12 protein-coding genes and 1 pseudogene are annotated in these 12269 nt (G+C 52.0%); 12 read left to right on the forward strand and 1 reads right to left on the reverse strand.

The genetic code is table 11. From position 1 onward, the window contains the following. Positions 1–61 precede the first annotated feature (61 nt). The 12 genes and pseudogenes from ABZJ92_RS17510 to cheZ all read left to right on the forward strand — a co-directional run. A pseudogene (locus ABZJ92_RS17510) lies at positions 62–280 on the forward strand (flagellar transcriptional regulator FlhD); the annotation flags it as partial. 2 nt (positions 281–282) lie between these two features. Continuing rightward, positions 283–861 (forward strand): flagellar transcriptional regulator FlhC, encoded by a 579-nt coding sequence (gene flhC, locus ABZJ92_RS17515; protein ID WP_001291603.1) that lies wholly within the window; start codon positions 283–285, stop codon positions 859–861. 126 nt (positions 862–987) lie between these two features. Then, positions 988–1875 (forward strand): flagellar motor stator protein MotA, encoded by an 888-nt coding sequence (gene motA, locus ABZJ92_RS17520; protein ID WP_000906331.1) that lies wholly within the window; start codon positions 988–990, stop codon positions 1873–1875. Then, positions 1872–2798, forward strand: a complete 927-nt coding sequence (motB, locus tag ABZJ92_RS17525; protein ID WP_000795618.1) for a flagellar motor protein MotB — start codon at positions 1872–1874, stop codon at positions 2796–2798. The genes motA and motB overlap by 4 nt, the downstream gene beginning before the upstream one ends. A gap of 4 nt (positions 2799–2802) precedes the next feature. Next, positions 2803–4767, forward strand: coding sequence for a chemotaxis protein CheA (gene cheA / locus ABZJ92_RS17530; RefSeq protein ID WP_000020706.1), 1965 nt, complete (start codon positions 2803–2805; stop codon positions 4765–4767). Between the two features lie 20 nt (positions 4768–4787). Then, positions 4788–5291 carry a chemotaxis protein CheW gene (gene cheW, locus ABZJ92_RS17535; protein WP_000147302.1) on the forward strand — a complete coding sequence of 168 codons (504 nt, stop codon included), beginning with the start codon at positions 4788–4790 and terminating at the stop codon, positions 5289–5291. A gap of 144 nt (positions 5292–5435) precedes the next feature. Further along, a complete protein-coding gene (tar, locus tag ABZJ92_RS17540) occupies positions 5436–7097 on the forward strand; it encodes a methyl-accepting chemotaxis protein II (protein ID WP_000610392.1) in 1662 nt (553 codons plus the stop codon). 45 nt (positions 7098–7142) lie between these two features. After that, on the forward strand, positions 7143–8744 hold the full coding sequence (gene tap, locus ABZJ92_RS17545) for a methyl-accepting chemotaxis protein IV (protein WP_000483183.1): 1602 nt from the start codon (positions 7143–7145) through the stop codon (positions 8742–8744). A gap of 18 nt (positions 8745–8762) precedes the next feature. After that, positions 8763–9623 carry a protein-glutamate O-methyltransferase CheR gene (cheR, locus tag ABZJ92_RS17550; RefSeq protein WP_000204331.1) on the forward strand — a complete coding sequence of 287 codons (861 nt, stop codon included), beginning with the start codon at positions 8763–8765 and terminating at the stop codon, positions 9621–9623. Between the two features lie 2 nt (positions 9624–9625). Continuing rightward, positions 9626–10675, forward strand: coding sequence for a protein-glutamate methylesterase/protein glutamine deamidase (cheB, locus tag ABZJ92_RS17555; RefSeq protein ID WP_000036372.1), 1050 nt, complete (start codon positions 9626–9628; stop codon positions 10673–10675). 14 nt (positions 10676–10689) lie between these two features. Next, positions 10690–11079, forward strand: a complete 390-nt coding sequence (cheY, locus tag ABZJ92_RS17560) for a chemotaxis response regulator CheY (protein WP_000763867.1) — start codon at positions 10690–10692, stop codon at positions 11077–11079. 10 nt (positions 11080–11089) lie between these two features. Further along, positions 11090–11734 (forward strand): protein phosphatase CheZ, encoded by a 645-nt coding sequence (cheZ, locus tag ABZJ92_RS17565; RefSeq protein WP_000983598.1) that lies wholly within the window; start codon positions 11090–11092, stop codon positions 11732–11734. An 87-nt stretch (positions 11735–11821) separates the two neighbouring features. On the opposite strand, the gene ABZJ92_RS17570 is transcribed toward cheZ, so the two are convergent. Further along, a partial coding sequence (locus ABZJ92_RS17570) for a hypothetical protein (RefSeq protein WP_171769157.1) occupies positions 11822–12269 on the reverse strand: 448 nt, incomplete at its 5' end.

A 12269-nucleotide genomic window follows, 5' to 3' on the forward strand; every position in this document is an offset into this window, starting at 1 on the left:
CTGATGGAAATGGAAGCCACGCAAGCACCTTAAAATCACCATCATACACTAAATCAGTAAGTTGGCAGCATTACCGACTCTTCCGCAAATGGTTAAGCTGGCAGAAACCAATCAGCTGGTTTGTCACTTCCGTTTTGACAGCCACCAGACGATTACTCAGTTGACGCAAGATTCCCGCGTTGACGATCTCCAGCAAATTCATACCGGCATCATGCTCTCAACACGCTTGCTGAATGATGTTAATCAGCCTGAAGAAGCGCTGCGCAAGAAAAGGGCCTGATCATGAGTGAAAAAAGCATTGTTCAGGAAGCGCGGGATATTCAGCTGGCAATGGAATTGATCACCCTGGGCGCTCGTTTGCAGATGCTGGAAAGCGAAACACAGTTAAGTCGCGGACGCCTGATAAAACTTTATAAAGAACTGCGCGGAAGCCCACCGCCGAAAGGCATGCTGCCATTCTCAACCGACTGGTTTATGACCTGGGAACAAAACGTTCATGCTTCGATGTTCTGTAATGCATGGCAGTTTTTACTGAAAACCGGTTTGTGTAATGGCGTCGATGCGGTGATCAAAGCCTACCGTTTATACCTTGAACAGTGCCCACAAGCAGAAGAAGGACCACTGCTGGCATTAACCCGTGCCTGGACATTGGTGCGGTTTGTTGAAAGTGGATTACTGCAACTTTCCAGCTGCAACTGCTGCGGCGGCAATTTTATTACCCACGCTCACCAGCCTGTTGGCAGCTTTGCCTGCAGCTTATGTCAACCGCCATCCCGGGCAGTAAAAAGACGTAAACTTTCCCAGAATCCTGCCGATATTATCCCACAACTGCTGGATGAACAGAGAGTACAGGCTGTTTAACTGATACGGTGTGGCGCAACATTCCAGCAGCGGTAACGACGTACCGCTGCTTTTTTTTTCCCCAATCGCGCGTTAACGCCTGACGACTGAACATCCTGTCATGGTCAACAGTGGAAGGATGATGTCGTGCTTATCTTATTAGGTTACCTGGTTGTTCTCGGTACAGTTTTCGGCGGTTATTTGATGACCGGTGGAAGCCTTGGAGCACTCTATCAACCCGCTGAACTGGTGATTATTGCCGGTGCAGGGATTGGGTCGTTTATCGTCGGCAATAATGGCAAAGCGATTAAAGGCACGCTGAAAGCGCTGCCGTTGCTGTTTCGTCGCTCCAAATACACCAAAGCAATGTATATGGATCTGCTGGCTCTGCTTTATCGGTTGATGGCGAAATCGCGGCAGATGGGGATGTTTTCGCTGGAACGTGATATTGAAAATCCCCGTGAGAGCGAGATCTTCGCCAGCTACCCACGCATCCTCGCGGATAGCGTCATGCTTGATTTTATCGTCGATTATCTGCGCCTGATTATCAGCGGTCACATGAACACCTTCGAAATCGAAGCCCTGATGGATGAAGAGATTGAGACGCACGAAAGCGAGGCAGAAGTCCCGGCGAACAGTCTGGCGCTGGTCGGGGACTCACTTCCGGCGTTTGGTATTGTCGCGGCTGTAATGGGGGGCGTTCACGCGTTAGGTTCAGCCGATCGTCCTGCCGCCGAGCTGGGGGCGCTTATCGCACATGCGATGGTGGGGACTTTCCTCGGTATTTTATTGGCTTACGGATTTATTTCCCCACTAGCGAGTGTTTTACGTCAGAAAAGCGCCGAAACCAGCAAAATGATGCAGTGCGTCAAAGTCACTCTGCTTTCTAATCTGAACGGTTACGCACCGCCTATCGCCGTTGAGTTTGGTCGCAAAACGCTCTATTCCAGCGAACGTCCGTCGTTTATTGAACTGGAAGAGCATGTGCGTGCGGTGAAAAATCCGCAACAACAGACGACAACCGAGGAAGCATGAAGAATCAAGCGCATCCGATTATTGTCGTCAAACGACGCAAAGCCAAAAGCCACGGGGCAGCACATGGATCGTGGAAGATTGCTTATGCCGACTTTATGACTGCGATGATGGCCTTTTTTCTGGTGATGTGGCTGATCTCCATCTCCAGCCCAAAAGAGTTGATTCAGATTGCGGAGTACTTCCGGACTCCACTGGCGACAGCGGTTACGGGCGGCGATCGCATTTCCAATAGTGAAAGCCCAATTCCCGGCGGTGGTGATGATTACACCCAAAGCCAGGGGGAAGTGAATAAGCAGCCGAACATCGAAGAGCTGAAAAAACGCATGGAGCAAAGTCGATTGCGGAAATTGCGGGGTGATCTCGACCAGTTGATAGAGTCCGATCCGAAACTGCGGGCGTTACGTCTCCATCTCAAAATCGATCTGGTCCAGGAAGGTCTACGTATTCAGATCATCGATAGCCAGAATCGCCCGATGTTTAGAACCGGCAGTGCCGATGTCGAACCCTATATGCGCGACATTCTGCGCGCCATCGCGCCTGTGCTGAACGGTATTCCCAACCGTATTAGCCTTTCAGGTCATACCGATGATTTTCCCTACGCCAGCGGTGAGAAAGGTTACAGCAACTGGGAGCTTTCTGCCGATCGGGCCAATGCATCCCGCCGCGAACTGATGGTCGGAGGGTTGGATAGCGGCAAAGTGTTACGTGTCGTCGGCATGGCGGCAACGATGCGCTTAAGCGATCGCGGACCTGATGATGCCGTCAACCGTCGCATCAGCCTGTTGGTACTGAACAAACAAGCCGAACAGGCCATTTTGCATGAAAACGCCGAAAGCCAGAATGAGCCAGTAAGCGCCCTAGAAAAACCTGAGGTTGCACCACAGGTCAGTGTTCCCACAATGCCATCAGCCGAACCGAGGTGACAGCGTGAGCATCGATATAAGCGATTTTTATCAGACATTTTTTGATGAAGCGGACGAACTGTTGGCTGATATGGAGCAGCATCTGCTGGTTTTGCAGCCGGAAGCGCCAGATGCCGAACAATTGAATGCCATCTTTCGGGCTGCCCACTCGATCAAAGGAGGGGCAGGAACTTTTGGCTTCAGCGTTTTGCAGGAAACCACGCATCTGATGGAAAACCTGCTCGATGAAGCCAGACGAGGTGAGATGCAACTCAACACCGACATTATCAATCTGTTTTTGGAAACGAAGGACATCATGCAAGAACAGCTCGACGCTTATAAACAGTCGCAAGAGCCGGATGCCGCCAGCTACGATTATATCTGCCAGGCCTTGCGTCAACTGGCATTAGAAGCGAAAGGCGAAACGCCATCCGCAGTGACCCGATTAAGTGTGGTTGCCAAAAGTGAACCGCAAGATGAGCAAAGTCGCAGTCAGTTGCCGCGACGAATTATCCTTTCGCGCCTGAAGGCCGGCGAAGTCGACCTGCTGGAAGAAGAGCTGGGGCATCTGACAACGTTAAATGACGTGGTGAAAGGGGCGGATTCTCTCTCGGCAATATTACCGGGCGATATCGCCGAAGATGACATCACAGCGGTACTCTGTTTTGTGATTGAAGCCGATCAGATTACCTTTGAAACAGTAGAAGTTTCGCCAAAAATAGCTACCCCACCTGTGCTTAAACTGGCAGCCGAACAAGCGCCAACCGGCCGCGTGGAGCGGGAAAAAACGACGCGCAGCAGTGAATCCACCAGCATCCGTGTAGCGGTAGAAAAGGTTGATCAATTAATTAACCTCGTCGGCGAGCTGGTTATCACCCAGTCCATGCTTGCCCAGCGTTCCAGCGAACTGGACCCGGTTAATCATGGTGATTTGATTACCAGCATGGGGCAGTTACAACGTAACGCCCGTGATTTGCAGGAATCAGTGATGTCGATTCGCATGATGCCGATGGAATATGTCTTTAGTCGCTATCCCCGGCTGGTGCGTGATCTGGCGGGAAAACTCGGCAAGCAGGTAGAACTGACGCTGGTGGGCAGTTCCACCGAGCTCGACAAGAGCCTGATAGAACGCATTATCGACCCGCTGACCCACCTGGTACGCAATAGCCTCGATCACGGTATTGAACTGCCAGAAAAACGGCTCGCCGCAGGTAAAAACAGCGTCGGAAATTTAATTCTGTCTGCCGAACATCAGGGCGGCAACATTTGCATTGAAGTGACCGACGATGGGGCGGGGCTAAACCGTGAGCGAATTCTGGCAAAAGCGGCCTCGCAAGGTTTGACTGTCAGCGAAAACATGAGCGACGACGAAGTTGCAATGCTGATATTTGCACCAGGCTTCTCCACGGCAGAGCAGGTCACCGACGTCTCCGGGCGCGGCGTCGGCATGGACGTCGTTAAACGTAATATCCAGGAGATGGGCGGTCATGTCGAAATCCAGTCGAAGCAGGGTACTGGCACTACGATCCGCATTTTACTGCCGCTGACGCTGGCCATCCTCGACGGCATGTCCGTACGCGTTGCGGATGAAGTTTTCATTCTGCCGCTGAATGCTGTTATGGAATCACTGCAACCCCGTGAAGCCGATCTCCATCCACTGGCCGGCGGCGAGCGGGTGCTGGAAGTGCGGGGTGAATATCTGCCCATCGTCGAACTGTGGAAAGTGTTCAACGTCGCGGGCGCGAAAACCGAAGCCACCCAGGGAATTGTGGTGATCTTACAAAGTGGCGGTCGCCGCTACGCCTTGCTGGTGGATCAATTAATTGGTCAACACCAGGTTGTGGTTAAAAACCTTGAAAGTAACTATCGCAAAGTCCCCGGCATTTCTGCTGCGACCATTCTTGGCGACGGCAGCGTGGCACTGATTGTTGATGTCTCCGCCTTGCAGGCGATAAACCGCGAACAACGTATGGCGAACACCGCCGCCTGAATGAGTAAAAAGGTAACAATATGACCGGTATGACGAATGTAACAAAGCTGGCCAGCGAGCCGTCAGGCCAGGAATTTCTGGTATTTACCCTTGGTGATGAAGAGTACGGTATTGATATCCTGAAAGTGCAGGAGATCCGTGGCTACGATCAGGTAACACGGATTGCGAACACGCCAGCGTTTATCAAAGGCGTCACGAATCTGCGCGGCGTTATTGTGCCGATTGTTGACTTACGAATTAAGTTCAGCCAGGTGGATGTGGACTATAACGACAACACGGTAGTTATCGTCCTGAATCTCGGACAGCGGGTGGTCGGCATCGTGGTTGACGGCGTTTCAGACGTGCTTTCATTGACGGCGGAGCAAATTCGTCCGGCACCAGAGTTTGCCGTGACGCTTTCAACAGAATATCTCACTGGACTGGGCGCACTGGGCGACCGTATGTTGATTCTGGTGAACATCGAAAAACTGCTGAACAGCGAAGAGATGGCGCTGTTAGATAGCGCGGCGTCAGAAGTGGCGTAATTCTCCCGATTTCCTCAATTGAAATGAACCCGATGATCTGCGCATCGGGTTTTTTATTTCAATTTCGCGGCGGGTGGCATCAGCAATAAAGTTTCCCCCCTTCTTGCCGATAACGAGATCAACTTGTTTTCAGGAAGGTGCCTTATGATTAACCGTATCCGCGTAGTCACGCTGTTGGTAATGGTGCTGGGGGTATTCGCACTGTTACAGCTTATTTCCGGCAGTTTGTTTTTTTCTTCCCTTCACCATAGCCAGAAGAGCTTTGTGGTTTCCAATCAATTACGGGAACAGCAGGGCGAGCTGACGTCAACCTGGGATTTAATGCTGCAAACGCGCATTAACCTGAGTCGTTCAGCGGTGCGGATGATGATGGATTCCTCCAATCAACAAAGTAACGCCAAAGTTGAATTGCTCGATAGCGCCAGGAAAACATTGGCCCAGGCCGCGACGCATTATAAAAAATTCAAAAGCATGGCACCGTTACCTGAAATGGTCGCTACCAGCCGTAATTTTGATGAAAAATATAAAAACTATTACACAGCGTTAACTGAACTGATTGATTATCTTGATTATGGCAATACTGGAGCTTATTTCGCTCAGCCAACCCAGGGAATGCAAAATGCAATGGGCGAAGCGTTTGCTCAGTACGCCCTCAGCAGTGAAAAACTGTATCGCGATATCGTCACTGACAACGCAGATGATTACCGATTTGCCCAGTGGCAACTGGCGGTTATCGCGCTGGTGGTGGTATTGATTCTGCTGGTGGCGTGGTACGGCATTCGCCGTATGTTGCTTACTCCGCTGGCAAAAATTATTGCTCACATTTGCGAAATCGCCGGTGGTAACCTGGCGAATACCCTGACCATTGACGGGCGCAGTGAAATGGGTGACCTGGCGCAGAGCGTTTCACATATGCAACGCTCTTTGACTGACACCGTCACTCATGTCCGCGAAGGTTCAGATGCCATCTATGCCGGTACCCGTGAAATTGCGGCGGGCAACACCGATCTTTCCTCCCGTACTGAACAGCAGGCATCCGCGCTGGAAGAAACTGCCGCCAGCATGGAGCAGCTCACCGCGACAGTGAAGCAAAACGCCGATAACGCCCGCCAGGCCTCGCAACTGGCGCAAAGTGCCTCCGACACCGCCCAGCACGGCGGCAAAGTGGTGGATGGCGTAGTGAAAACGATGCATGAGATCGCCGATAGTTCGAAGAAAATTGCCGACATTATCAGCGTTATCGACGGTATTGCCTTCCAGACTAATATCCTCGCGCTGAATGCCGCGGTTGAAGCCGCGCGTGCGGGTGAACAGGGCCGTGGTTTTGCCGTGGTGGCGGGTGAAGTGCGTAATCTTGCCAGTCGCAGCGCCCTGGCGGCAAAAGAGATCAAAGCCCTCATTGAAGACTCCGTCTCGCGCATTGATACCGGTTCGGTGCTGGTCGAAAGCGCCGGGGAAACAATGAACAATATCGTCAATGCTGTCACTCGCGTGACTGACATTATGGGCGAGATTGCATCGGCATCGGATGAACAGAGCCGTGGCATCGATCAAGTCGCATTGGCGGTTTCGGAAATGGATCGCGTCACGCAACAGAACGCATCGCTGGTGCAGGAATCAGCTGCCGCCGCAGCTGCGCTGGAAGAACAGGCGAGTCGTTTAACGCAAGCGGTTTCCGCGTTCCGTCTGGCAGCCAGCCCACTCACCAATAAACCGCAAACACCATCCCGTCCTGCCAGTGAGCAACCACCGGCACAGCCACGACTGCGAATTACTGAACAAGATCCAAACTGGGAAACATTTTGACGAGTTTTTACTAACGCGGTCATTGCCGCCTGATGGGGAGCGTTGATGTTTAATCGTATTCGAATTTCGACCACGCTGTTTTTAATTTTGATTCTCTGCGGGATCTTGCAGATTGGCAGTAACGGCATGTCTTTTTGGGCATTTCGCGACGATTTGCAACGACTGAATCACGGCGAGCAGAGCAATCAGCAACGTGCGGCATTAGCGCAAACTCGGGCGGTAATGTTACAGGCCAGTACCGCGCTGAACAAAGCAGGCACTCTGACAGCGCTTAGCTATCCGGCGGATGACATTAAAACGTTGATGACGACGGCGCGCGCCAGTCTGACGCAATCCACCACGCTGTTTAAAAGTTTTATGGCGATGACTGCGGGCAACGAGCACGTCAGGGCATTGCAAAAAGAGACGGAGAAAAGTTTTGCCCGCTGGCACAACGATCTCGAACATCAGGCGACCTGGCTTGAAAGTAATCAACTTTCGGATTTCCTCACTGCGCCGGTGCAGGGATCACAGAATGCGTTTGACGTTAACTTTGAGGCCTGGCAGCTGGAGATCAACCATGTGCTGGAAGCCGCCAGTGCGCAAAGCCAGCGTAACTATCAGATTTCGGCGCTGGTGTTTATCAGCATGATTATTGTTGCGGCGATCTACATCAGCAGTGCGCTGTGGTGGACGCGCAAGATGATTGTTCAACCACTGGCCATTATCGGTAGCCATTTTGACAGCATTGCTGCGGGTAATCTGGCGCGTCCGATTGCGGTATATGGTCGTAATGAGATCACCGCCATTTTTGCCAGCCTGAAGACCATGCAGCAGGCTTTGCGTGGGACGGTGAGTGATGTGCGTAAGGGAAGCCATGAGATGCACATTGGGATCGCGGAGATTGTCGCAGGCAATAACGATCTCTCAAGTCGTACCGAACAGCAGGCGGCATCGCTGGCACAAACGGCCGCCAGTATGGAGCAATTAACCGCCACGGTAGGGCAAAACGCCGATAACGCACGACAGGCGTCGGAACTGGCAAAAAATGCCGCGACAACGGCGCAGGCGGGCGGTGTTCAGGTCAGTACCATGACTCACACCATGCAGGAGATCGCCACCAGCTCGCAAAAAATTGGCGACATTATCAGCGTTATCGACGGAATTGCTTTCCAGACCAATATTCTGGCCCTGAATGCGGCAGTGGAAGCGGCTCGCGCCGGAGAGCAGGGGCGTGGTTTTGCGGTAGTGGCAGGTGAAGTGCGCAATCTTGCCAGCCGTAGCGCGCAGGCAGCAAAAGAGATCAAAGGGCTGATCGAAGAGTCAGTCAATCGTGTCCAGCAGGGTTCGAAACTGGTGAATAACGCCGCCGCGACCATGACCGATATTGTCAGTTCGGTGACCCGCGTGAACGACATTATGGGAGAAATTGCTTCGGCGTCGGAAGAACAACGGCGGGGGATTGAGCAGGTTGCACAGGCTGTCAGCCAGATGGATCAGGTGACTCAGCAGAACTCCTCGCTGGTAGAAGAAGCGGCGGTGGCAACGGAACAACTGGCGAATCAGGCCGACCATCTTTCGTCGCGTGTGGCGGTATTTACCCTTGAAGAACATGAAGTAGCACGACATGAGTCGGCGCAGTTACAAATTGCGCCAGTGGTATCCTGAAGTGATTGAGAAGGCGCTATGACTTCATCTCTGCCCTGTGGGCAAACGTCTTTATTGTTACAGATGACCGAGCGCCTGGCGCTTTCCGACGCGCATTTTCGGCGGATAAGTCAATTGATCTATCAACGAGCCGGGATCGTTCTGGCTGACCATAAACGCGACATGGTTTACAACCGACTGGTTCGTCGTTTGCGTTCTCTGGGACTGACGGATTTCGGTCATTATCTGAACTTGCTGGAATCTAATCAGCACAGCGGTGAGTGGCAGGCGTTTATCAATTCGCTGACCACGAATCTGACGGCATTTTTCCGTGAGGCTCATCATTTCCCTCTGCTCGCGGATCACGCACGTCGCCGTTCTGGCGAGGATCGCGTATGGAGCGCGGCGGCTTCGACCGGCGAAGAGCCGTACAGCATTGCGATGACTCTGGCTGACACATTGGGCACCGTGCCCGGACGCTGGAAAGTGTTTGCCAGTGATATCGACACCGAAGTGCTGGAAAAAGCCAGAAGCGGTATCTATCGCCATGAAGAGTTGAAAAACCTGACGCCGCAGCAACTGCAACGGTATTTCATGCGAGGGACGGGACCGCATGAAGGGCTGGTACGCGTGCGTCAGGAGCTGGCGAACTATGTTGATTTTGCCCCGCTGAATTTACTGGCGAAACAGTACACCGTGCCGGGGCCGTTTGATGCGATCTTCTGTCGTAACGTCATGATCTACTTCGATCAAACTACCCAGCAGGAGATTTTGCGCCGCTTTGTTCCGCTCCTTAAACCCGACGGATTGCTGTTTGCGGGTCACTCTGAAAACTTTAGCCACCTCGAGCGCCGCTTCACGCTGCGTGGTCAGACGGTGTATGCGCTAAGTAAGGATTAACGATGAGCAAAATCAGGGTGTTATCTGTCGATGATTCGGCACTGATGCGCCAGATCATGACAGAAATCATCAACAGCCATAGCGACATGGAAATGGTGGCGACCGCGCCTGATCCGCTGGTTGCGCGTGACTTGATTAAGAAATTCAATCCCGATGTGCTGACGCTGGATGTTGAAATGCCGCGGATGGACGGACTGGATTTCCTCGAAAAATTAATGCGTTTGCGTCCAATGCCCGTTGTGATGGTTTCTTCCTTGACCGGCAAAGGATCAGAAGTCACGCTGCGCGCGCTGGAGCTGGGGGCAATAGATTTTGTCACCAAACCGCAACTGGGTATTCGCGAAGGAATGCTGGCGTATAGCGAAATGATTGCTGAAAAGGTGCGTACGGCAGCAAAGGCGAGCCTTGCAGCACATAAGCCATTGTCAGCACCGACAACGCTGAAGGCAGGGCCGTTGTTGAGTTCTGAAAAACTGATTGCGATTGGTGCTTCAACGGGTGGAACTGAGGCAATTCGTCACGTACTGCAACCGTTGCCGCTTTCCAGCCCGGCATTGTTAATTACCCAACATATGCCGCCCGGTTTCACCCGCTCTTTTGCCGACAGACTTAATAAGCTTTGCCAGATCGGGGTTAAAGAAGCCGAAGACGGAGAACGTGTCTTGCCGGGGCATGCCTATATTGCGCCGGGCGATCGGCATATGGAACTGGCGCGTAGTGGCGCAAATTATCAAATCAAAATTCACGACGGCCCGGCGGTTAACCGTCATCGGCCTTCGGTAGATGTGTTGTTCCATTCTGTCGCCAAACAGGCGGGGCGTAATGCGGTTGGGGTGATCCTGACCGGTATGGGCAACGACGGCGCGGCGGGAATGTTGGCGATGCGTCAGGCGGGGGCATGGACCCTTGCGCAAAACGAAGCAAGTTGCGTGGTGTTCGGCATGCCGCGCGAGGCCATCAATATGGGTGGTGTCTGCGAAGTGGTCGATCTTAGCCAGGTAAGCCAGCAAATGTTGGCAACAATTAGTGCCGGACAGGCGATACGTATTTAAATCAGGAGTGTGAAATGGCGGATAAAGAACTTAAATTTTTGGTTGTGGATGACTTTTCCACCATGCGACGCATAGTGCGTAACCTGCTGAAAGAGCTGGGATTCAATAATGTTGAGGAAGCGGAAGATGGTGTCGACGCTCTCAATAAGTTGCAGGCAGGCGGTTATGGATTTGTTATCTCCGACTGGAACATGCCCAATATGGATGGCCTGGAATTGCTGAAAACAATTCGTGCGGATGGCGCGATGTCGGCATTGCCAGTGTTAATGGTGACTGCAGAAGCGAAGAAAGAGAACATCATTGCTGCGGCGCAAGCGGGGGCCAGTGGCTATGTGGTGAAGCCATTTACCGCCGCGACGCTGGAGGAAAAACTCAACAAAATCTTTGAGAAACTGGGCATGTGAGGATGCGACTATGATGCAACCATCAATCAAACCTGCTGACGAGCATTCAGCTGGCGATATCATTGCGCGCATCGGCAGCCTGACGCATATGCTGCGCGACAGTTTGCGGGAACTGGGGCTGGTTCAGGCCATTGCCGAAGCGGCGGAAGCCATCCCCGATGCGCGCGATCGTTTGTACTATGTTGTGCAGATGACCGCCCAGGCTGCGGAGCGGGCGCTGAACAGTGTTGAGGCGTCACAACCGCATCAGGATCAAATGGAGAAATCAGCAAAAGCGTTAACCCAACGTTGGGATGACTGGTTTGCCGATCCGATTGACCTTGCCGACGCCCGTGAACTGGTAACAGATACACGACAATTTCTGGCAGATGTACCCGCGCATACCAGCTTTACTAACGCGCAACTGCTGGAAATCATGATGGCGCAGGATTTTCAGGATCTCACCGGGCAGGTTATTAAGCGGATGATGGATGTCATTCAGGAGATCGAACGCCAGTTGCTGATGGTGCTGTTGGAAAACATCCCGGAACAGGAGTCGCGTCCAAAACGTGAAAACCAGAGTTTGCTTAATGGACCTCAGGTCGATACCAGCAAAGCCGGCGTGGTAGCCAGTCAGGATCAGGTGGACGATTTGTTGGATAGTCTTGGATTTTGATTTGTATTGCCTGAACTTCGGCCTGCGCGATGATGCCAAGCCGATAGCAGGGTGGCGGGTATCGTTCAGGGAGTACGTGGAGGATGGTTATTTGTAGTTTGATAATTTTAGATCAGCGAAGCGTGATTGTTGCGCCAGTAAATTTATCAATGCATTAAATTGTGAACGAGAAAATGACGATGACTGGTAGTGCAGTACATCGTAGTGATGCCATACTTCATAACGTTTTTTCGTCAGTTCATGGTGCAAGAAATGACAGAGTTCCGGCCCTAAACTCTTTACCTGCTTAGTAAAAATAGTGCGTAAAATCTTCGTTACCGAACCGCTTGGATTGGGGTTAGTATGAAGAACAAGTTCAAGATGTCTGCGGTTTAAGTCGGTCAAGTAATTATCTTTACTGATAATTTTTTCACTACGTAGATCATAGAGCACGGCATCCCAACTCATTAGCGTAGTGTTTTGAGGTGTACTGGCAATAGCGGACACTACCATTTGTTCTTTTTTTAAGCAGCCATCTGATGATATTTTTCCCTGA

This window comes from Shigella sp. FJ200513, assembly GCF_040495915.1.
Classification (GTDB): Bacteria; Pseudomonadota; Gammaproteobacteria; order Enterobacterales; family Enterobacteriaceae; genus ECMA0423.

Excerpts from the sequence above, each read along its gene's own strand:
- flhC (WP_001291603.1), top strand. The coding sequence starts at position 283 with ATGAGTGAAAAAAGCATTGTTCAGGAAGCGCGGGATATTCAGCTGGCA.
- motB (WP_000795618.1), top strand. The coding sequence starts at position 1,872 with ATGAAGAATCAAGCGCATCCGATTATTGTCGTCAAACGACGCAAAGCC.
- cheW (WP_000147302.1), top strand. The coding sequence starts at position 4,788 with ATGACCGGTATGACGAATGTAACAAAGCTGGCCAGCGAGCCGTCAGGC.
- tar (WP_000610392.1), top strand. The coding sequence starts at position 5,436 with ATGATTAACCGTATCCGCGTAGTCACGCTGTTGGTAATGGTGCTGGGG.
- tap (WP_000483183.1), top strand. The coding sequence starts at position 7,143 with ATGTTTAATCGTATTCGAATTTCGACCACGCTGTTTTTAATTTTGATT.
- cheR (WP_000204331.1), top strand. The coding sequence starts at position 8,763 with ATGACTTCATCTCTGCCCTGTGGGCAAACGTCTTTATTGTTACAGATG.
- cheB (WP_000036372.1), top strand. The coding sequence starts at position 9,626 with ATGAGCAAAATCAGGGTGTTATCTGTCGATGATTCGGCACTGATGCGC.
- cheY (WP_000763867.1), top strand. The coding sequence starts at position 10,690 with ATGGCGGATAAAGAACTTAAATTTTTGGTTGTGGATGACTTTTCCACC.
- cheZ (WP_000983598.1), top strand. The coding sequence starts at position 11,090 with ATGATGCAACCATCAATCAAACCTGCTGACGAGCATTCAGCTGGCGAT.